28 protein-coding genes and 3 pseudogenes are annotated in these 20961 nt (G+C 23.6%); 13 read left to right on the top strand and 18 right to left on the bottom strand.

Annotated features, from left to right (window positions below; translation table 4 throughout):
- The first annotated feature begins 1 nt into the window (after position 1).
- From AAHM78_RS15415 to AAHM78_RS15405, 3 genes are all read left to right on the top strand, one after another.
- A complete protein-coding gene (locus AAHM78_RS15415) occupies positions 2-970 on the top strand; it encodes a DNA-directed RNA polymerase subunit alpha (protein ID WP_342253799.1) in 969 nt (322 codons plus the stop codon).
- Between the two features lie 18 nt (positions 971-988).
- Positions 989-1354: a 50S ribosomal protein L17 gene (gene rplQ, locus AAHM78_RS15410; protein ID WP_342253798.1), complete on the top strand. Its 366-nt coding sequence runs from the start codon at positions 989-991 to the stop codon at positions 1352-1354.
- A gap of 88 nt (positions 1355-1442) precedes the next feature.
- On the top strand, positions 1443-1694 hold the full coding sequence (locus AAHM78_RS15405) for a hypothetical protein (protein ID WP_342253797.1): 252 nt from the start codon (positions 1443-1445) through the stop codon (positions 1692-1694).
- Between the two features lie 112 nt (positions 1695-1806).
- Here AAHM78_RS15405 and AAHM78_RS17310 read toward each other — a convergent pair whose 3' ends face one another.
- The 5 genes and pseudogenes from AAHM78_RS17310 to AAHM78_RS17300 all read right to left on the bottom strand — a co-directional run.
- Positions 1807-2172 carry a transposase family protein gene (locus AAHM78_RS17310; RefSeq protein ID WP_342255039.1) on the bottom strand — a complete coding sequence of 122 codons (366 nt, stop codon included), beginning with the start codon at positions 2170-2172 and terminating at the stop codon, positions 1807-1809.
- Positions 2173-2231: 59 nt separating this feature from the next.
- Positions 2232-2552, bottom strand: a complete 321-nt coding sequence (locus AAHM78_RS17305) for a transposase family protein (protein ID WP_342253107.1) — start codon at positions 2550-2552, stop codon at positions 2232-2234.
- 136 nt (positions 2553-2688) lie between these two features.
- Complete coding sequence (locus tag AAHM78_RS15395) at positions 2689-2949, bottom strand: hypothetical protein (protein WP_342252970.1); 261 nt, start codon at positions 2947-2949, stop codon at positions 2689-2691.
- Positions 2950-2997: 48 nt separating this feature from the next.
- Positions 2998-3648, bottom strand: coding sequence for an IS1/IS1595 family N-terminal zinc-binding domain-containing protein (locus AAHM78_RS15390; protein ID WP_342253796.1), 651 nt, complete (start codon positions 3646-3648; stop codon positions 2998-3000).
- Between the two features lie 185 nt (positions 3649-3833).
- A pseudogene (locus AAHM78_RS17300) lies at positions 3834-3929 on the bottom strand (IS30 family transposase); the annotation flags it as partial.
- Between the two features lie 80 nt (positions 3930-4009).
- Between AAHM78_RS17300 and AAHM78_RS15385 the strand changes: the two are divergent.
- Complete coding sequence (locus tag AAHM78_RS15385) at positions 4010-4969, top strand: IS1/IS1595 family N-terminal zinc-binding domain-containing protein (RefSeq protein ID WP_342253795.1); 960 nt, start codon at positions 4010-4012, stop codon at positions 4967-4969.
- A gap of 90 nt (positions 4970-5059) precedes the next feature.
- Here AAHM78_RS15385 and AAHM78_RS15380 read toward each other — a convergent pair.
- Positions 5060-5680: pseudogene (locus AAHM78_RS15380) on the bottom strand (IS30 family transposase); the annotation flags it as partial.
- A 172-nt stretch (positions 5681-5852) separates the two neighbouring features.
- Between AAHM78_RS15380 and AAHM78_RS15375 the strand changes: the two are divergent.
- The 5 genes from AAHM78_RS15375 to AAHM78_RS15355 all read left to right on the top strand — a co-directional run bounded on the left by AAHM78_RS15375 (position 5853) and on the right by AAHM78_RS15355 (position 9718).
- Positions 5853-6053: a hypothetical protein gene (locus tag AAHM78_RS15375; RefSeq protein WP_342253793.1), complete on the top strand. Its 201-nt coding sequence runs from the start codon at positions 5853-5855 to the stop codon at positions 6051-6053.
- 738 nt (positions 6054-6791) lie between these two features.
- The gene (locus AAHM78_RS15370) at positions 6792-7106 is read left to right on the top strand and encodes a hypothetical protein (RefSeq protein ID WP_342253792.1); all 315 of its coding nucleotides are present in this window, start codon (positions 6792-6794) and stop codon (positions 7104-7106) included.
- A 472-nt stretch (positions 7107-7578) separates the two neighbouring features.
- The gene (locus AAHM78_RS15365; protein WP_342253791.1) at positions 7579-7749 is read left to right on the top strand and encodes a hypothetical protein; all 171 of its coding nucleotides are present in this window, start codon (positions 7579-7581) and stop codon (positions 7747-7749) included.
- Positions 7750-7920: 171 nt separating this feature from the next.
- Complete coding sequence (locus AAHM78_RS15360; RefSeq protein WP_342253790.1) at positions 7921-9060, top strand: hypothetical protein; 1140 nt, start codon at positions 7921-7923, stop codon at positions 9058-9060.
- A gap of 148 nt (positions 9061-9208) precedes the next feature.
- Positions 9209-9718 carry a hypothetical protein gene (locus AAHM78_RS15355; protein ID WP_342253789.1) on the top strand — a complete coding sequence of 170 codons (510 nt, stop codon included), beginning with the start codon at positions 9209-9211 and terminating at the stop codon, positions 9716-9718.
- On the opposite strand, the gene AAHM78_RS15350 is transcribed toward AAHM78_RS15355, so the two are convergent.
- Positions 9684-10400, bottom strand: coding sequence for an IS1595 family transposase (locus tag AAHM78_RS15350; protein WP_342253788.1), 717 nt, complete (start codon positions 10398-10400; stop codon positions 9684-9686). The two genes, AAHM78_RS15355 and AAHM78_RS15350, sit on opposite strands and share 35 nt — an antisense overlap.
- A gap of 85 nt (positions 10401-10485) precedes the next feature.
- Here AAHM78_RS15350 and AAHM78_RS15345 point away from each other — a divergent pair, with 85 nt between their 5' ends.
- Positions 10486-11364, top strand: coding sequence for a hypothetical protein (locus AAHM78_RS15345; RefSeq protein ID WP_342253787.1), 879 nt, complete (start codon positions 10486-10488; stop codon positions 11362-11364).
- A complete protein-coding gene (locus AAHM78_RS15340; RefSeq protein ID WP_342253786.1) occupies positions 11291-14074 on the top strand; it encodes a hypothetical protein in 2784 nt (927 codons plus the stop codon). Before AAHM78_RS15345 ends, AAHM78_RS15340 begins: the two co-directional genes overlap by 74 nt.
- 233 nt (positions 14075-14307) lie before the next feature.
- Here AAHM78_RS15340 and AAHM78_RS15335 read toward each other — a convergent pair whose 3' ends face one another.
- Entirely contained in the window at positions 14308-14484 is a 177-nt protein-coding gene (locus tag AAHM78_RS15335) for a hypothetical protein (protein ID WP_342253785.1), read from the bottom strand.
- A gap of 534 nt (positions 14485-15018) precedes the next feature.
- Between AAHM78_RS15335 and AAHM78_RS15330 the strand changes: the two genes are divergently transcribed.
- Positions 15019-15333 carry a transposase gene (locus AAHM78_RS15330; protein ID WP_342253784.1) on the top strand — a complete coding sequence of 105 codons (315 nt, stop codon included), beginning with the start codon at positions 15019-15021 and terminating at the stop codon, positions 15331-15333.
- Between the two features lie 196 nt (positions 15334-15529).
- On the opposite strand, the gene AAHM78_RS15325 is transcribed toward AAHM78_RS15330, so the two are convergent.
- The 5 genes from AAHM78_RS15325 to AAHM78_RS15305 are packed head-to-tail and all read right to left on the bottom strand — an operon-like array spanning position 15530 to position 17721.
- Positions 15530-16090: a transposase gene (locus AAHM78_RS15325; protein ID WP_342253783.1), complete on the bottom strand. Its 561-nt coding sequence runs from the start codon at positions 16088-16090 to the stop codon at positions 15530-15532.
- Between the two features lie 33 nt (positions 16091-16123).
- Positions 16124-16489, bottom strand: a complete 366-nt coding sequence (locus tag AAHM78_RS15320; RefSeq protein WP_342253782.1) for an IS1/IS1595 family N-terminal zinc-binding domain-containing protein — start codon at positions 16487-16489, stop codon at positions 16124-16126.
- Positions 16490-16532: 43 nt separating this feature from the next.
- A complete protein-coding gene (locus AAHM78_RS15315) occupies positions 16533-16901 on the bottom strand; it encodes a hypothetical protein (RefSeq protein ID WP_342253781.1) in 369 nt (122 codons plus the stop codon).
- Between the two features lie 2 nt (positions 16902-16903).
- The gene (locus tag AAHM78_RS15310) at positions 16904-17269 is read right to left on the bottom strand and encodes a transposase family protein (protein WP_342255214.1); all 366 of its coding nucleotides are present in this window, start codon (positions 17267-17269) and stop codon (positions 16904-16906) included.
- A 59-nt stretch (positions 17270-17328) separates the two neighbouring features.
- The gene (locus AAHM78_RS15305; protein ID WP_342253780.1) at positions 17329-17721 is read right to left on the bottom strand and encodes a transposase family protein; all 393 of its coding nucleotides are present in this window, start codon (positions 17719-17721) and stop codon (positions 17329-17331) included.
- An 83-nt stretch (positions 17722-17804) separates the two neighbouring features.
- Here AAHM78_RS15305 and AAHM78_RS17295 point away from each other — a divergent pair.
- Positions 17805-17912 (top strand): annotated as a pseudogene (locus AAHM78_RS17295) (IS1/IS1595 family N-terminal zinc-binding domain-containing protein); the annotation flags it as partial.
- Positions 17913-17925: 13 nt separating this feature from the next.
- On the opposite strand, the gene AAHM78_RS15300 reads toward AAHM78_RS17295, so the two are convergent.
- From AAHM78_RS15300 to AAHM78_RS17285, 5 genes are all read right to left on the bottom strand, one after another.
- Positions 17926-18390 carry a transposase family protein gene (locus AAHM78_RS15300; protein ID WP_342255086.1) on the bottom strand — a complete coding sequence of 155 codons (465 nt, stop codon included), beginning with the start codon at positions 18388-18390 and terminating at the stop codon, positions 17926-17928.
- Positions 18332-18742, bottom strand: coding sequence for a transposase family protein (locus AAHM78_RS15295; RefSeq protein ID WP_342253779.1), 411 nt, complete (start codon positions 18740-18742; stop codon positions 18332-18334). Before AAHM78_RS15295 ends, AAHM78_RS15300 begins: the two co-directional genes overlap by 59 nt.
- Positions 18743-18812: 70 nt before the next feature.
- The gene (locus tag AAHM78_RS15290) at positions 18813-19637 is read right to left on the bottom strand and encodes a hypothetical protein (RefSeq protein WP_342253778.1); all 825 of its coding nucleotides are present in this window, start codon (positions 19635-19637) and stop codon (positions 18813-18815) included.
- Between the two features lie 247 nt (positions 19638-19884).
- Complete coding sequence (locus AAHM78_RS17290) at positions 19885-20349, bottom strand: transposase family protein (protein ID WP_342255086.1); 465 nt, start codon at positions 20347-20349, stop codon at positions 19885-19887.
- Positions 20291-20701 (bottom strand): helix-turn-helix domain-containing protein, encoded by a 411-nt coding sequence (locus AAHM78_RS17285; RefSeq protein ID WP_425289750.1) that lies wholly within the window; start codon positions 20699-20701, stop codon positions 20291-20293. Before AAHM78_RS17285 ends, AAHM78_RS17290 begins: the two co-directional genes overlap by 59 nt.
- Between the last annotated feature and the right edge of the window lie 260 nt (positions 20702-20961).

The raw sequence follows: 20961 nt of genomic DNA, 5'->3' as shown, positions 1-20961 counted from the left end.
CATGGAACAACAATTTTTAAAACCAAAATTTAGTTTAAACGGTGAAAATAGTGCTATTAATTACAGTGAATTTATTGTGAGTCAATTAGAACGTGGTTATGGAACAACTTTAGCTAATGCCTTAAGAAGAACATTGTTATCTTCAGTACCAGGTATTTCTGTATATGCAATTAGAATAAGTGGTGTATCTCATGAATTTACTGCAGTTAAAGGTGTAATTGAAAATGTTTCTGAAATAATTTTAAATGTTAAGGACTTAGTTTTAGCTTTTGATGGTGATATTCAAAAGGACGAAAAAATTGCTAATTTAAAAATTAGTATTACTGGTGAACAAGATATTACTGCCGGAGATATTATTTGTCCAACTGATGTTAGAGTAGTTAATCCGGAATTAATTATTGCTCGAACAACTTCAAGAAATGTTCTTTTTGAAATGGAATTAATGGTAAAGAAATCTCGTGGTTATTCTTCATTTGAGGAAAATAAAAAAGAAATTGCTAATAGTTCAGGCATTATTGCTATTGATTCAAACTTTTCACCTGTTGAAAAAGTTGATTATAAAATTGAACCTGTAACTAAAACATTAAAGGGTATTGAATATGAAAAATTAATTCTTGGTGTACAAACTAATGGTTCAGTTAAAGCAGCATCAGCTATTGCAATGGCAGCTAAAATTTTAATGAGTCATATTGAGTTTTTTGTTAATTTAGATGATAATGTTAAAAACTTTGAAGTTATTTCAATTACTAATGAGCAAGAAAATAATGATTTAAACAAAGCCTTAGAAGAGTTGAATTTAACTGTTCGTTCATACAATTGTTTAAAACGTGATGGTTATAAAACTTTGGGTGATATTGTAACTAAAAGTTTAGATGAAATTAAACAAATTAAACATTTAGGTTCAAAATCAATTAAAGAAATTGAAGATTGTGTATCCAAACATAATTTAGAGTTTGCTATTAAAAACTAAGAAGGAGGATAAGAAAAAATGTCATATATTAACGATATCGGAAGAAATAGTGCTAAAGTAGATGCTGAAATCCGTAATTTAGCAAGTGAATTAATTGTTCATGGAAAATTAGTTTTGTTAGAAAAAAGAGCAAAAAGATTACAAACATTTATTGAACCTTTAGTAACGTTAGCTAAACGTGGTGATTTGCATTCAAGAAGAATGGCAATTGCTAAATTGCGTAAAATTACAACTAAAGAGCATCCAAAGGATTGTGTTATTCCAACATTATTTGGCAATATTGCTGAAAGATATAAAGACCGTAAAGGTGGATATACAAAGTTAATTAAAGTAGATAATAGAACTGGTGATAATACACCAATGGTACTAATTACTTTTGTTTAATTAAAAATATTAAAGCAAGAAAATTTTTGGAAAGAGTAAAGCATTTTTATGTTTTCTCTTTTTTATATGTTGACAATTTTAAATAAAATTGTATTTTTTAATACAATTATTGATAAATATTTTTTATGGTATTTTTATTATAGTTACAGTAAATATTAGTGCGCTTTGAGTTGAAAGAGAATTTGGATTTCAAAATAACTTAATTAAATCACATGCTGATAAAGATATTAAAGAATTTATTTTAAATTCAAATGCTGATAAAAATTTTGATAAACAATCACTTTTTGTTAAATTAGGTATGTTTTGAAAATTAGATCAGGCCTTTGTTAATCAAAAATAGTATTCTTTAAAAGAATAAAAACAGAAATTGCTATTAATAGTAAATTCTATTTTTATGACATAGTAATTTTGATTTTTTTGGTTTTATTTTTTATATAAGACTTGGTGCAAAACTAAGGTAATTCAAAATTATATATTCCTGCTATTAAATTAAATCTTAATGCAAATCTTCGTATTTTATTGCGATATTTTAAAATTAAAATTTTAAAACGTTTTAGTTTAGCCAATACGTGTTCAATTTTAATTCTAATTTTACTTAAAGTTTTATTGTATTCTTTTTGAATTGGTGTTAATTGATTGTATTTACTTTTTTTAAATGGCAAAAATGTATTTTTATGAATATTTTGTATACCTTGATAACCTGAATCAACAAAAACTTGTTTTTCTGGATGAATAAAAGTTTTAGATTTTAGAAGCAATTTAAAATCATGAATGCTTCCAAAACAAAAAGCAGTTGAAATAATTTTTCCATTGGAAATATCAATAATTATTTGGGATTTGAGAGAATGATGTTTCTTTTTACCTGAAAAAAGTAATTTTAGTTTTTTTTAATTCTTTCAATTGGAGTTTCAGTAGCATCAATAGCTAACAAATTATTATTAGTACCTTTATTTTTTGTTAAATCTTTTTTTCCAGGTAAATTAAAAATTCCACTTTTTATTAAAATATTTTCAATTCAAAAAATATTACGAATGCAACTAGTATGACTAATATTATATCTTTTTGCAATAACTCTATAACTACTATAGTCTTTTCAATATTCTAAAGTCATTAATAAACGCTCTTCAATTACAATTTTATTTTTTCTACCACCATAATATTTTTGTTTAGACTCAGCAATTTTTAAAATTTCAAGCATTTTATAAAACGTTTGTGGCTTTATGCCGACTAAACTATAAAATTCTTTTAATTTTCAAAAAAACTCTTGATGAAATAAAAAAAATCATCAACCTGGCCTAAAATTTTATTTTATTTAATTTTGGGATTTATTTTTTTTACAAACTGAAATATAATGCTTCAGATTTTGCATAAGGTGATATTTTATAATGTTGGTATTTAAATTTTCATAAATTGAGGTAATTTTGAATATTGGTAAATCCAATGCCATGATAATGAGTAATAAATTCTTTTAAACTTGATTGTATTTTACTGATATTACTTAAATTTTTATAATTTAATTCTTTATTTTCTTTTGATTTAAATTTCTTGAGAGTACATTTTGTTTGTTTAGCTACTGTATCATATAGTATTTGCATATCACAAACTATAATTGATTTTTCTTCGATAAGCTTAGATGTTAAATTTTATTGTACTCATTTTTTTGTTAATCTTTTAGTATTTGTTGTTTGAGCATAAATATTTTTATTTTCATAAATTGCCATTTCAATACAACAGTTTAAATCTTTAGCATTTTCTTCAATTCATTTTTTTCTTGGATCATCTGGATTTTTGAAATTTCCTTTATGAATTTCTTTGATAAAAGTTTCATCAATTTCAATTCTACCTTTTAATTTTGTGAATGGTTTTTGTGTTTTTGCTAATTGTGATGATTTCATAAATTTTTGACGATTAAATCATGCTGATGTTTTTGAAATTTTAGCAAATTGAGAAATAGTATAAGCAGATTGACCTAACAATGACAATCAAATTATTCAATCTCGTTGTTCATGAGATAAATGACTTCAATGTAAAAAATGATTTCTTAAAGCATCAAAGCTACTTTTACAATCTTTGCATAAATATTTTTGCTTATTATTCTTAAAACCATTTTTTACACATCAATAAGATTTACAATTTGGACATTGAATTCCTTTTTCTTTAAATTTTTTATCAATTGCATCTAATTTTTCTTTTTTCTCAATTTGTTTAATTCTATTTTTAAAATGTCTAATAATTGTTATAAATTCTTCATCTTTTTTGTTTTTTAAAACATCAATTAATTCATTATTAGTCACAAAAAATCACCCCTGATATAAAAATATTACTTTTAATTTTAAATTAAAAGTAATATCAATATTTTTTGTGAAAATTAAAATAAAATTCTTGATCATCTTTATATTTTTTCAACATAATAACTATCACCTTTAATATTAATAATAATCGTTAAATTGTTAAAATTAAAGGTTTTACACCAAGTCTATTTACTAAATTCTTTACCACGATCAAAAGTAATGGTTTTAACTGTTCCTTTTTGTAACTTTGAAATAAATTTTATTATACTTTTCGTAATATTTTCTTTTAATTTTCACAAAAAATCTTGATATTACTTTTAATTTTAAATTAAAAGTAATATTTTTATATCAGGGGTGATTTTTTGTGACTAATAATGAATTAATTGATGTTTTAAAAAACAAAAAAGATGAAGAATTTATAAAAATTATTAGACATTTTAAAAATAGAATTAAACAAATTGAGAAAAAAGAAAAATTAGATGCAATTGATAAAAAATTTAAAGAAAAAGGAATTCAATGTCCAAATTGTAAATCTTATTGATGTGTAAAAAATGGTTTTAAGAATAATAAGCAAAAATATTTATGCAAAGATTGTAAAAGTAGCTTTGATGCTTTAAGAAATCATTTTTTACATTGAAGTCATTTATTTCATGAACAACGAGATTGAATAATTTGATTGTCATTGTTAGGTCAATCTGCTTATACTATTTCTCAATTTGCTAAAATTTCAAAAACATCAGCATGATTTAATCGTCAAAAATTTATGAAATCATCACAATTAGCCAAAACACAAAAACCATTCACAAAATTAAAAGGTAGAATTGAAATTGATGAAACTTTTATCAAAGAAATTCACAAAGGAAATTTCAAAAATCCAGATGATCCAAGAAAAAAATGAATTGAAGAAAATGCTAAAGATTTAAACTGTTGTATTGAAATGGCAATTGATGAAAATAAAAATATTTATGCTCAAACAACAAATACTAAAAGATTAACAAAAAAATGAGTACAAGAAAATTTAACATCTAAGCTTATCGAAGAAAAATCAATTATAGTTTGTGATATGCAAATACTATATGATACAGTAGCTAAACAAACAAAATGTACTCTCAAGAAATTTAAATCAAAAGAAAATAAAGAATTAAATTATAAAAATTTAAGTAATATCAGTAAAATACAATCAAGTTTAAAAGAATTTATTACTCATTATCATGGCATTGGATTTACCAATATTCAAAATTACCTCAATTTATGAAAATTTAAATACCAACATTATAAAATATCACCTTATGCAAAATCTGAAGCATTATATTTCAGTTTGTAAAAAAAATAAATCCCAAAATTAAATAAAATCAAATTTTAGGCCAGGTTGATGATTTTTGTTATTTCATCAAGAGTTTTTTTGAAAATTAAAAATATTTTCTGATTTATGATTTTTAGTTGCTAAAGGAATTGTGGTTTTTGATCATATATCAGCCAAAGTAATAATAGAACTTTTATGATCTTTGCCAATGATAGTATCACCTTCTAAATGACCAAATTCTTGTATATTTTTAATATTAGGAATGATTAAATTTCTTTCATGAATAGACTTACAATTATTAATTTTGCCCCTAGTTTCTTTTTGTTTGTGAGATTTATTTTTGCCTTTTCTCAATAAGTTATTTTCATCAAAACCCATTCGATTTGTTTTAAACATGTTATATAAAGTTTTTGTTGAAATACTTTTTATTTTATTTTCCTTTAAAAAGTTAACAATTATATCAAGAGCATACTTTTTAGTAATTAACAAATGATTAATACTATTAATTTCTGTTAAAGTTAAAATTATTAATTTTCTGCCTGCATTTTGTTTATTTTTTTGAAATTGATTCAATATTTCTAATGGCAATAAGTTTTTATTTAATAATCTACAAACTCTATGTACAGTTGATTTACTATAATCAACAATTTTTGCTATTTTACGAATCGAAAATCCATAATTTTTATATTCTTTTATTGCTATTATTGATTCAATACTCAGATACTTATACATTGCGCTAATTCCTTTCTTTTCTTAATTATAGAACTAACACAATTTAATTTTTATATAAGTGTCCTTTTTAATTTTACAATTAAAGTATCAATATAAAGAAATTAAAAAACATAAAAAAGAATGTCATTTATGTAAACAACATTCAAATAAAATACAATTGGAGGAATAAAAAATGAATTTTTCAATAGAATTAATATCAGCAGTAATAGGGGGAGCAGTTGCTAGTGGAATATCTATTACTTTAGCATTTCTATTATTTGGAAAATCAATAAAAAAATCAAAACAATCAAATTTAGCAAAAGAATTAAAACGTAATAAAGAATTAGAATTTATTACGGCAAATATTAAACAATTAAATCTCATTTACAATTAGAAACTACATCAACTGCTAAATTACTTGATAGTTTTAATGTAGATAAAGAACAAGTAGATAATTTTGTTTTATTACAAAAATCTAAAAAGAAATAATTATCAGAAAAAGATAAACAAAAAGCAACTAAATTTAAAATTTAAAGGGTTTAAATATCCTTTATTTTACATTAAGGAGTAAATTATTATGGCAATTAAAGACCCGATTTTATTTATAACAATTGAAGAATTTAAAAATTCTAAATATTTTAATGAATTATTATTTGATAAAGTAACTACTCCAGATAATTAAATTTGATTTGCAATATCTGTAGCAAGTAATAATATTGATTATTTAAGTGGTTTTACTATTTCAAAAAAATGACCAGAAATAACACCTACAGATTTTACAGATAATATTCAAACAGCAACTACTCATTATGTTAGATTTTTATTAACTAAAGATGTTGATTATTTACGTGGTCAAGGTTCAATTAGTCAAGGTGGATTAACTTATAGTGAAACTAATCCAGATGACCCATATTTTATACCTCCAGAAGTATTTAATTGTTTAAGAAAAATTAAAGAATATCCAAATATTAAAGGTTTTAATTTAAAAGGTATAGAATCACAAAAAAATAATTGATTTAATAAATTTATTTCAAATTATGGTGAAGATAGTCCATTAAATGCATATATACCATATAATAATATAAAATCATTAGATATTAGAACTAAGATTACTATTACTCATCCACAAAATATGTTAATACCAGTTGTTAATATTGACACAACCGGTATTAAAACTGATATTGATAATTCATTATGAGAAGTTGATCAAGATAATACTAATTTTATTAAACCAAAAGATGATAAAGGTATTGATGCTAATAGTAAAAGAATTATTGATGTTGGAACTCCTACATTTTTAAGTGATGCTAGTACTAAAGAATATGTTGATAGAAAAATAGATGAAGAATGTGGATATTTAGATACTATTAAACAAAATAAATTAACAGCAGGTAAAAATATTACTATTTATGATGATATTATTAGTGCTAATGGTGGTAGTGGTTAATCATTATGAGAAATAAACCCTAATAATTCAAATATTATTCAACCTAAAGAAAAAAGAATTATTACTTCAAATAATACTAGAATTGTTGATATAGGAGACCCTGAACAACCACAAGATGCTGTAAATAAAAGATATGTTGATAATAAAATACAGCCAATTCCAAGTATTCCACAATGAAAAGAAGTTGGAACGAAAGTTAATATAAATCACATTAAATATATTTTTAAAACAAATACTAAATATAAAATTTATTATAATTTTGAAAGCCAAACAAGTATTAAAAAATTTACTTTTATTTGTAAATAATTTTTATATGGTGAGTTAAATACTGAGGTTCAAACTTTGGATTGAGATAATATTAATGGTAGAATAATGCTTTCTTTACAAACGCAGAAGGATACAATTGCTATTGTTAGTGACCCCACAAGATATGGTCAACTTTTAAAATTAGAAGAATTACAGGAATAATATTATGAATAAAGAGTTTACTTATTTAAATGAAATTAGTTATTGATTATTAAATAAAAGTGATTTTACTCATAGTGAATATAATCTTAGTGGTAGTAGATATTCAAGTAAAACATATAGTATTGCAGAAGAATTAGCAATATTAATAGCAATTTCAATTAAAGTTAATAAATAAATTGCTATCTATTGTTTTCGTAAATTAAATAAAGATATTAATGATTTAGTTAAAGAAATATATAATGCTTTAATAACAATTCATTTTAATGATTATAAAGATTTTACTTTAAAATATCCAAATAAACAAGCAGATTTTCGTTTTAAAGGTAGTAAATCTTTTATTAGAGTTATGGGTGTATATAGTAATTCAAATGATAGAATACCTTTAAAAGGACTTTCTCGTAGTGAAATAAAAGGTTTTGATTTAGCAATTGAATGATGTGAAGAAGCAAATGAATTTAGTCAACAAGAATTTCAAGCAATTACATTTGCATTAGGTAATGCTAAAAAAAGAATTAAAATAAAAAGTTGTAATCCAGATAATATTTATCAATATTTTATTGAATATATGAATAAAATAGTACCTTTTAATTTAGAAATTATGCAAGAAAATAATGAACAAATTAAATCAGTATTTGATAATAATATATTTAAATTATTTCATTATTCAAATTGAAAAGTAAATTCTCATAATTTGACATTAGATATGATTAATGATTTAGAAGAATTAAAAGTATTAGACCCTATTAAAGCACAAAGTTGATATTATGGTGTACCTAGTATTCTTACTGGTGCTATATTTGCAAGATATTTAGATAAAGTAGGTACTAAATTAGATTTTCAAGTACAAAGATTAACTGGTGGATTAGATATTGGTATGGCAACAATTTCAAGTGGTCATCCAACTGCTGCTTCATTATGATTTATTGGTGAAAATGAAAATAGTAGAAGAGCTCATAAAGAAAGTGAATTTTATCATAGTAATGTTACTATGCAATATAAAGATACTGATACTTTAGCAAATGATATTATTAATTATTATTTAAATGAAAGTAAACGTTATATAGCAATGTTATTTGGTTTTATTTGTTATGTTGATTATGGTAATGGTGGATTAGTATTTATGGATGTTTTAAAAAGTTGAGTTAAAAAACGTAATATAACATGATTAAAATTTATAGCAGTAGATAAATCAATTTTATATTTAAATGATAGAATTGATTTTACAACAATTTGTATGCTTAAAAATATTATTAGTTTTAATTGAGAAAAATGTCCAGAAACTAAAAGACAATATAGTTGAATGCAATGATTAGATAAAAAGAAATTAGATAGTAATAATAATACTCTTAAAATGTTAGATTTACATGATGATACTTGAGATAGTGATATGTATGCTTTAATGCATGAAATGAAATGATTAATTAATGGTATTAATAATAAATTATTAATTAATAAAAATAAATTTAATGGTGATGAATTATGATAAATACAATGGAATATTTAAGTTGTGATAAATCAAATTGATATATTGATATACCTATGATTATTGCTCAAAAATCAACTAAATTATGATTAGGTAAAGGTTTTTTTTATTTAATTCAAATAAAAAAGAAATATTAGATTATTTAAATGAAATGAATTTAAAAGATAAATGATTAGAAAAATTTTATAAATTTGGTTTACAAAATAGTTTAATGGGTAAAGTATTTATAATGATTATAGTTAATGAAGATAATAGTAAATCACTTAAAATATTACCTAATAGTTTTTGTGGTAGAGTTGCAAAATATAATGAACAAGAACAAGCAGCAGAATTTTATTTGATTAATGAACAAGCAGATAGTGCAACTTTAACTTGAGTAACAATTCAAAATGGTAAAGTTAAATATGAAACATATAAAGATAATAATAAAGATATTATTTTAGGTTCTACAAGAACAAAATTAAAACCAAATATAACTCCATTAAAAACTTATGAAATTAAAAATCCATTTAATTATATACCTATTTTTGAAATAACTAAGACTTTTATCCCTTTATGTACTATTTTTAAATTTTATCACATAAATGGAGATAAAAGCCTACCTAGGAAATTATCCCTGCATGTATTTAAATCAAACACAAAATTACAGTTTCAAAACTAGGTATGTTATTGAATTTATATGCTGATTCTTTTGCATATAAATGAATATTGTGCTTTGAAACTCTTATGTGTGTTCGGAAAGTTCGTCGGATGTGCTTTCATGCTGATTCAATCTGGTTTGTGTTTACACCTGTTGGTGACACATACCCAACTTCATGATTTACGATTTCATGTTTGGGATAGAAGTTTTTGAAACTTACATATTCCTTCCAAGAATCCGTAAATAGACAGCACTCAGTAAAAATGTGTTTCAATGCAAATCTTAAAAGGTTTTTTTCATCTGCATTTTTCAGCACCTTCACAATTAGTTTGTTGCTGGTTTTCTCATAAACTCCAACAATCAAAGTTTTATTCAACAAGGATCTTCCTTGTTTTTTAAAACCTAAATGTGAAAGATACATTTCATCCATCTGTGCTGTGCCATCAACAATGAAACCTGCATCTTGATTTCCAATTCTAGTCCTGATTTCATGACACATTCTTCAAGCTGTTTTATAGGTCACACCTAATTCCCTTGCAACATCGGTTGCTGGTATGCCATGCTTTGTGTTTATTCATCTAAAGATGAGATAAAACCAAGATGTCATTTGGGTCTGTGACTTATAAAAAATGGTTCCATAAAGAATACTAAATGTTTGGTTACAGTTCAAACATCGTATTCTTCTCAAATCAGAAGTATTCAAACTAGAAGAAGCACACCTGATGCATTTCATTATTTTCAACTTCGCTATATATTTCAAACAATCGTTTTCAGTTTGAAATATGCTATTGAATTCATTTAAATTCATTTTTTCCTCCACACTAGTACATGCGGGGATAATTTCCATAACTAATTTACCAATAATAAATTTATATGGTAATGCTACAACTTTAAATGCTTATCCAGATTGTAAACCAGTATGAGATTTAATTTGAGATTTAAATCGTGTAATTAGACAAAAAAGATTAGAAAGAGAATTAAATGTTACTACTTTATTTGCTGCATTAGATAATGAAACAGTTAAAGAAATGCAAGAAAATGGTAATATTGCAGAAAATCCTAAAAAAGATATGTTTGTTAATGTTGGTAGTGCTGGTTATGATAAAAATGGTAATGGTGGTATGCAAATTATTCAAGGTGACTCTAAATTTAATGAATATTGATTAGATTATAATGGTACTGCTAAAGCAATATTTAATGGTGCTGGTTATGATTATGATGAACACGGTAATGATGTTTATACTAATAAAACACAAAGTATGTTTAATAATAAATTTGATATGGAAACAACAGAAATTAAAATAGCATTTTATAGTGCTTATTTTTATCGTATATTTGATTTACTTCTTATTAGTGAAAATTTATGAAATGGTATTGGTGAAAGACCTTATTCATTTAAATTTATACCTATAGCAATGACTGACCAAATTATACAAGACCAAATTATTAATTCAAGATCAAATAATGGCACAATGACAATAATTGAAGCAATTGGTGAATATGATAATATTGACCAACTTATGGCTGAAAATAAATTAGAAAATATTATTAATGAAAATCAAAAAATAAATAAAGATTTAGGAGATAATGAAAATGAGCAGACATCAACAAATACAATTAATGAAACACGCTCACATGAGATTAAAAATGCAACAAATATTAATTAAAAGACAAAGTCATTGAAAAATATTTCCATTTATTATAAATAATGGTGCAATACCTTTAACTGAAACTGGTTATAAACCAATTAATAGTAAAATTAGTGATTTTGGTCAATATGAATTAATTTTAACTGGTAATACTCCGGTTGTTTGTATTTGAAAAAATAGTATTAAAATATATCAAAAAAATAAAGGAATTATTAATCAAGAAACTCATAAAGTTACAGGTCAAGATGAATTTTATACAAAAGAATATAAAATTGGAGATTATTGAAATGCTTATTTAATTGATGATACAAGTGGTGTTGATTTTAGTAATTTACCAAATAATCAAATATTTAAAACAATACAAACTAAAAGACAATATACTTTAGTTATGTTTGAAGAACATATTACAATTGATGATTATTTACAATTTTTTGTTGTATTTAATGATGAAAATGAAAATATAGGTGGTAATAGTTCTAAAAATCAAGATAGACAATTATTATATATTTCAAATGTAACAAATTATTATAGTTCTTATAATGGTGCATTTAGTATGCAAGTTTTAACTTTTAGTAGTTTAAATGATAGAGTAGTTGCAAGTGGTCAAAATACACTTTATTTTGTACAATATGCTTCACCAGGTAGTGGTTATGCTTTTCCTACTATTCAAGAAGGAAAAGTAACCTTAAATCGTACTTTAATGAATGATGTTGGTGTAAGATATAGTCATAGACAATCATATGGATTAGAATTATTATCAAGTTGTTATTATTATGGAAGACCAATAATTCAAGGTCAAGAACCAATACAACAAGGAACAGAAGAAATATTTGAAAGTAAAGTATTTGCTTCAAGAAGATTATTTATTGCTGGTAATAATGAAAAATCTACAACTAATATTAAAAATAATGGTGGTTTACTTGCTGGAATAAATGATAAAATAACAACAAGTAGTCATCCAGAAACTACATTTTATAATATTATGGATGCAAAACCTACTGGATTTACTAATTTTAAAAATTTTACAGAATGATTAAAAACTTCATTAAATTTTCAAGATAATTTATTTGTAACAAAAGATTTTAAAGGTATGCTTTCTTTTGATAAAGATAAAGCAAGATTAAGTAATGGTACATCAGTAGGAGAAGCAAAATTCTTTTGAGATAGTGAATGAAATATAAATAATTTAACGGGTAATTATAATGTTGATATGAGTAGTAATTTTAAATATAAAGACCCAGATACTCATTTAATTATAGGAAGTCCAACTGTTGATTATTCAAAAATAAGTCAAAAATATATGTCAGCAATATTAAATTTTAATAGTGTAGTATTTTCACCATTAATACAAATGCCTTATGATAGTCAACAATGATTACCATTTGCTTTAAGTGATATTCCTTTAATTGGTAAATTATTAAATGCTTTAACATTAGGGATTTGAAGTAGTTGAGTTATTACTCAAAATGTTCAACAATATAAAAAAATGTTATATTTTAATGGTTTTATGAGTGCATTTTTTACAAGTAATTTAGAAAGTATTATTGGTAATGATGGTTTAATTCCTTTAAATGCATTTACAAATGATAATGATTTTACTATTGGTAAATTATTAGGTGCAAATGTTTCAACAACTGCTATGACTATGAAATTAAGTGATAGAGTAAGTGTTTATCCATGAGACCCTAGTTCTGGTCATAAATTAGAAGTAAAAGAACAAATATCAACTGTAGATTTATCACAAAAGAACAATAATAAAGTTTATATATTAGCAGAAGATACAGAGTTTTTAGATATAGCAAGTCCTTTTACAAATGAAGATAAAGATTGTCAATGAAATCCAACAAGTAATGGAGTTATTGATGGTTCAAATTATGCTTATATTATTGATACAATTGTTACTCAAAGTTTACATCAAGGTGAAGAAAGACATACATTTTATAGTGATAATCCTTTTACTTATCAAGGTGATTATAATGAAATATCAATTGCACAATTTCGTTATAATAATATGGGTTATTTAACTGGTAATGCTTTTAATTGAACAACTTTATATAAATTAAATCATGATGAATATGAAGAAAGTGAAGAAACTACATTTAGTTATCCTGCAAAAATATTACCACCAAGTCCACAAAATATAGCAAAATCAATAATTATTATTCCAGATTTAAAAATAGAATTAAATTATAAAGATATACCATTAGTAACAACTCCTAACAATTCTATTACCGATAATACTGAAGAATGATTTAATAATAATAGTCCGGTTTCTAAAAATATAGATATAGATATTAAATCAAAATTAGACCCTACATTATTAATTAATACTTTTAATGATTTAAAAAGATTTTATAAATCAGTAACTATTTATTATAATTATAATGTAAACTCTGTAAGTGAAAAACATGGTAGTGGTTATAATACTAAAGAAAGTTTTAATCCAGCAAAAGAATTAAATAGTTCGATTGAAATTAATTTAAATGATTTAATATTTTCAAAGTCAATACCTAACATTGATAAAAAGAAGCATTTTGAAAAAGGTAAAATTGGTACTCATTCTTCTGGGTATGCTTATGCTTATTATCAAGGTAATAAATCACAATATAATTTAGTAACTTATGAATTCACAGTAATTGCTGGTACTGAAGCAAAAATTAGTAATAATAATCTTTTAATTTTCACAAAAAATCTTGATGAAATAAAAAAAATCATCAACCTGGCCTAAAATTTGATTTTATTTAATTTTGGGATTTATTTTTTTTACAAACTGAAATATAATGCTTCGGATTTTGCATAAGGTGATATTTTATAATGTTGGTATTTAAATTTTCATAAATCGAGGTAATTTTGAATATTGGTAAATCCAATGCCATGATAATGAGTAATAAATTCTTTTAAACTTGATTGTATTTTACTGATATTACTTAAATTTTTATAATTTAATTCTTTATTTTCTTTTTATTTAAATTTCTTGAGAGTACATTTTGTTTGTTTAGCTACTGTATCATATAGTATTTGCATATCACAAACTATAATTGATTTTTCTTCGATAAGCTTAGATGTTAAATTTTCTTGTACTCATTTTTTTGTTAATCTTTTAGTATTTGTTGTTTGATCATAAATATTTTTAGGCAATTATCCCTGCATGTACTAGTGTGGAGGAAAAAATGAATTGAAATGAATTCAATAGCATATTTCAAACTGAAAACGATTGTTTGAAATATATAGCGAAGTTTAAAATAATGAAATGCATCAGGTGTGCTTCTTCTAGTTTGAATGCTTCTGATTTGAGAAGAATACGATGTTTGAACTGTAACCAAACATTTAGTATTCTTTATGGAACCATTTTTTATAAGTCACAGACCCAAATGACATCTTGGTTTTATCTCATCTTTAGATGAATAAACACAAAGCATGGCATACCAGCAACCGATGTTGCAAGGGAATTGGGTGTGACCTATAAAACAGCTTGAAGAATGTGTCATGAAATCAGGACTAGAATTGGAAATCAAGATGCAGGTTTCATTGTTGATGGCACAGCACAGATGGATGAAATGTATCTTTCACATTTAGGTTTTAAAAAACAAGGAAGATCCTTGTTGAATAAAACTTTGATTGTTGGAGTTTATGAGAAAACCAGCAACAAACTAATTGTGAAGGTGCTGAAAAATGCAGATGAAAAAAAACCTTTTAAGATTTGCATTGAAACACATTTTTACTGAGTGCTGTCTATTTACGGATTCTTGGAAGGGATATGTAAGAAACTTCTATCCCAAACATGAAATCGTAAATCATGAAGTTGGGTATGTGTCACCAACAGGTGTAAACACAAACCAGATTGAATCAGCATGAAAGCACATCCGACGAACTTTCCGAACACACATAAGAGTTTCAAAGCACAATATTCATTTATATGCAAAAGAATCAGCATATAAATTCAATAACATACCTAGTTTTGAAACTGTAATTTTGTGTTTGATTTAAATACATGCGGGGATAATTTCCTAGGTAGGCTTTTATCTCCATTTATGTGATAAAATTTAAAAATAGTACATAAAGGGATAAAAGCCTATTTTTATTTTCATCAATTTTTAATTTTCAAAAAAACTCTTGATGAAATAAAAAAAATCATCAACCTGGCCTAAAATTTTATTTTATTTAATTTTGGGATTTATTTTTTTTACAAACTGAAATATAATGCTTCAGATTTTGCATAAGGTGATATTTTATAATGTTGGTATTTAAATTTTCATAAATTGAGGTAATTTTGAATATTGGTAAATCCAATGCCATGATAATGAGTAATAAATTCTTTTAAACTTGATTGTATTTTACTGATATTACTTAAATTTTTATAATTTAATTCTTTATTTTCTTTTGATTTAAATTTCTTGAGAGTACATTTTGTTTGTTTAGCTACTGTATCATATAGTATTTGCATATCACAAACTATAATTGATTTTTCTTCAATAAGCTTAGATTTTAAATTTTCTTGTACTCATTTTTTTGTTAATCTTTTAGTATTTGTTGTTTGAGCATAAATATTTTTATTTTCATCAATTGCCATTTCAATACAACAGTTTAAATCTTTAGCATTTTCTTCAATTCATTTTTTTCTTGGATCATCTGTATTTTTGAAATTTCCTTTATGAATTTCTTTGATAAAAGTTTCATCAATTTCAATTCTACCTTTTAATTTTGTGAATGGTTTTTGTTTTTTTGCTAATTGTGATGATTTCATAAATTTTTGACGATTAAATCATGCTGATGTTTTTTAAATTTTAGCAAATTGAGAAATAGTATAAGCAGATTGACCTAACAATGACAATCAAATTATTCAATCTCATTGTTCATGAGATAAATGACTTCAATGTAAAAAATGATTTCTTAAAGCATCAAAGCTACTTTTACAATCTTTGCATAAATATTTTTGCTTATTATTCTTAAAACCATTTTTTACACATCAATAAGATTTACAATTTGGACATTGAATTCCTTTTTCTTTAAATTTTTTATCAATTGCATCTAATTTTTCTTTTTTCTCAATTTGTTTAATTCTATTTTTAAAATGTCTAATAATTTTTATAAATTCTTCATCTTTTTTGTTTTTTAAAACATCAATTAATTCATTATTAGTCACAAAAAATCACCCCTGATATAAAAATCTTACTTTTAATTTAAAATTAAAAGTAATATCAAGATTTTTTGTGAAAATTAAAATCATCAATTGCCATTTCAATACAACAGTTTAAATCTTTAGCATTTTCTTCAATTCATTTTTTTCTTGGATCATCTGTATTTTTGAAATTTCCTTTATGAATTTCTTTGATAAAAGTTTCATCAATTTCAATTCTACCTTTTAATTTTGTGAATGGTTTTTGTGTTTTTGCTAATTGTGATGATTTCATAAATTTTTGACGATTAAATCATGCTGATGTTTTTGAAATTTTAGCAAATTGAGAAATAGTATAAGCAGATTGACCTAACAATGACAATCAAATTATTCAATCTCATTGTTCATGAGATAAATGACTTCAATAGACTTGGTGCAAAACTAAGGTAATTCAAAATTATATATTCCTGCTATTAAATTAAATCTTAATGCAAATCTTCGTATTTTATTGCGATATTTTAAACTTAAAATTTTAAAACGTTTTAATTTAGCAAATACGTGTTCAATTTTAATTCTAATTTTACTTAAAGTTTTATTGTATTCTTTTTGAATTGGTGTTAATTGATTGTATTTACTTTTTTTAAATGGCAAAAATGTATTTTTATGAATATTTTGTATACCTTGATAACCTGAACCAACAAAAACTTGTTTTTCTGGATGAATAAAAGTTTTAGATTTTAGAAGCAATTTAAAATCATGAATGCTTCCAAAACAAAAAGCAGTTGAAATAATTTTTCCATTGGAAATATCAATAATTATTTGGGATTTGAGAGAATGATGTTTCTTTTTACCTGAAAAAAGTAATTTTAGTTTTTTTTAATTCTTTCAATTGGAGTTTCAGTGGCATCAATAGCTAACAAATTATTATTAGTACCTTTATTTTTTGTTAAATCTTTTTTTCAAGGTAAATTAAAAATTCCGCTTTTTATTAAAATATTTTCAATTCAAAAAATATTACGAATGCAACTAGTATGACTAATATTATATCTTTTTGCAATAACTCTATAACTACTATAGTCTTTTCAATATTCTAAAGTCATTAATAAACGCTCTTCAATTACAATTTTATTTTTTCTACAACCATAATATTTTTGTTTAGACTCAGCAATTTTTAAAATTTCAAGCATTTTATAAAATGTTTGTGGCTTTATGCCGACTAAACTATAAAATTCTTGATCATCTTTATATTTTTTCAACATAATAACTATCACCTTTAATATTAATAATAATCGTTAAATTGTTAAAATTAAAGGTTTTGCACCAAGTCTAATGTCCAAATTGTAAATCTTATTGATGTGTAAAAAATGGTTTTAAGAATAATAAGCAAAAATATTTATGCAAAGATTGTAAAAGTAGCTTTGATGCTTTAAGAAATCATTTTTTACATTAGACTTGGTGCAAAACTAAGGTAATTCAAAATTATATATTCCTGCTATTAAATTAAATCTTAATGCAAATCTTCGTATTTTATTGCGATATTTTAAACTTAAAATTTTAAAACGTTTTAGTTTAGCAAATACGTGTTCAATTTTAATTCTAATTTTACTTAAAGTTTTATTGTATTCTTTTTGAATTGGTGTTAATTGATTGTATTTACTTTTTTTAAATGGCAAAAATGTATTTTTATGAATATTTTGTATACCTTGATAACCTGAATCAACAAAAACTTGTTTTTCTGGATGAATAAAAGTTTTAGATTTTAGAAGCAATTTAAAATCATGAATGCTTCCGAAACAAAAAGCAGTTGAAATAATTTTTCCATTGGAAATATCAATAATTATTTGGGATTTGAGAGAATGATGTTTCTTTTTACCTGAAAAAAGTAATTTTAGTTTTTTTAATTCTTTCAATTGGAGTTTCAGTAGCATCAATAGCTAACAAATTATTATTAGTACCTTTATTTTTTGTTAAATCTTTTTTTCCAGGTAAATTAAAAATTCCGCTTTTTATTAAAATATTTTCAATTCAAAAAATATTACGAATGCAACTAGTATGACTAATATTATATCTTTTTGCAATAACTCTATAACTAATATAGTCTTTTCAATATTCTAAAGTCATTAATAAACGCTCTTCAATTACAATTTTATTTTTTCTACCACCATAATATTTTTGTTTAGACTCAGTAATTTTTAAAATTTCAAACATTTTATAAAATGTTTGTGGCTTTATGCCGACTAAACTATAAAATTCTTGATCATCTTTATATTTTTTCAACATAATAACTATCACCTTTAATATTAATAATAATCGTTAAATTGTTAAAATTAAAGGTTTTGCACCAAGTCTATTATAAACACATGTGATTATAATCTCAATTTAGTGAAGCATTATCATGATTTAATGGTACTTCACTCATATTATCACTACAATATTGACTAGTTGTTTCACTATTAATTGTGAATCTATTATCATTAATTAATCTTGCAGTTTCATTATTAAATGGTGTTTCTTGCATTTCTTCAACATGATGAGAAGTTTCAATAGGTAATAAATTATGGATAATTTCACTTGCACCAGCAATTATGGTAGGTACTGCATAAGCATTATTAAAATCATTATTAATACCCATAGCAACACTACTTGATATTAAACAACCACCAGTAGCCATATTACATATCTTTCTTATTGCTTCAAATTTATTATGTATTAACTCAGTTAATCCACTAATAAGATTTGATATACCATAAGCATTTAATGAAATATAAGTATCTCAATCCATTAAATGATTATCTGTACTATTTTTACTAAATAATAAATCATTTGGAAATGGATTAACTGGCGTTGTATTTGGAAATGGATTAGGATTTGGATTAATTGAATTATTAGTAAATTTAGCATAATTTGATAATCCAATTGTTCCTAAACCAAGTAAGATTTTTTTACTACTATTAATTAATTTAGTTTTAGTATTTGGTCTTTGATTTAAATTTCATATATCTAAACCTAATTTTTTACCAAATAATAAACTATTAATTGAACCTAAAACCGGATTACCTATTACTTGTCCATAATAAGCACTTGTACCTATCATTGCTGATAATGGACTAATTGAAGAACGAATTATTTTTAATAAAGTATAATTATTTGATTGTATATTGTCAGAAATTGGCATTTGTATTAACTCCTTTTAATAAATTAGTTTGTTTTTCTATTTTAATTATTACTTTACCTTCACAATGTATATTATCACCAACACATATAGCATAATTATCATGTACATCGCTAACAATAAAATAATCATTTCTTAATTTAGGATATTCATCTAATAAAATTGCTCTAATATCATTACTTGTAGTTAAATCTTGTGGTTTATCAGAATAAATAGTAATATGTGCTTTTTCATTAGACTTGGTGCAAAACTAAGGTAATTCAAAATTATATATTCCTGCTATTAAATTAAATCTTAATGCAAATCTTCGTATTTTATTGCGATATTTTAAACTTAAAATTTTAAAACGTTTTAGTTTAGCAAATACGTGTTCAATTTTAATTCTAATTTTACTTAAAGTTTTATTGTATTCTTTTTGAATTGGTGTTAATTGATTGTATTTACTTTTTTTAAATGGCAAAAATGTATTTTTATGAATATTTTGTATACCTTGATAACCTGAATCAACAAAAACTTGTTTTTCTGGATGAATAAAAGTTTTAGATTTTAGAAGCAATTTAAAATCATGAATGCTTCCAAAACAAAAAGCAGTTGAAATAATTTTTCCATTGGAAATATCAATAATTATTTGGGATTTGAGAGAATGATGTTTCTTTTTACCTGAAAAAAGTAATTTTAGTTTTTTTAATTCTTTCAATTGGAGTTTCAGTAGCATCAATAGCTAACAAATTATTATTAGTACCTTTATTTTTTGTTAAATCTTTTTTTCCAGGTAAATTAAAAATTCCGCTTTTTATTAAAATATTTTCAATTCAAAAAATATTACGAATGCAACTAGTATGACTAATATTATATCTTTTTGCAATAACTCTATAACTAATATAGTCTTTTCAATATTCTAAAGTCATTAATAAACGCTCTTCAATTACAATTTTATTTTTTCTACCACCATAATATTTTTGTTTAGACTCAGCAATTTTTAAAATTTCAAGCATTTTATAAAATGTTTGTGGCTTTATGCCGACTAAACTATAAAATTCTTGATCATCTTTATATTTTTTCAACATAATAACTATCACCTTTAATATTAATAATAATCGTTAAATTGTTAAAATTAAAGGTTTTGCACCAAGTCTATTGTATTCTTTTTGAATTGGTGTTAATTGATTGTATTTACTTTTTTTAAATGGCAAAAATGTATTTTTATGAATATTTTGTATACCTTGATAACCCGAATCAACAAAAACTTTTTTTCTGGATGAATAAAAGTTTTAGATTTTAGAAGCAATTTAAAATCATGAATGCTTCCAAAACAAAAAGCAGTTGA

This window comes from Spiroplasma endosymbiont of Zeiraphera isertana (assembly GCF_964030805.1).
Taxonomy (GTDB): domain Bacteria; phylum Bacillota_I; class Bacilli_A; order Mycoplasmatales; family VBWQ01; genus Spiroplasma_E.
This window is presented reverse-complemented; position numbering and strand designations above follow the sequence as displayed.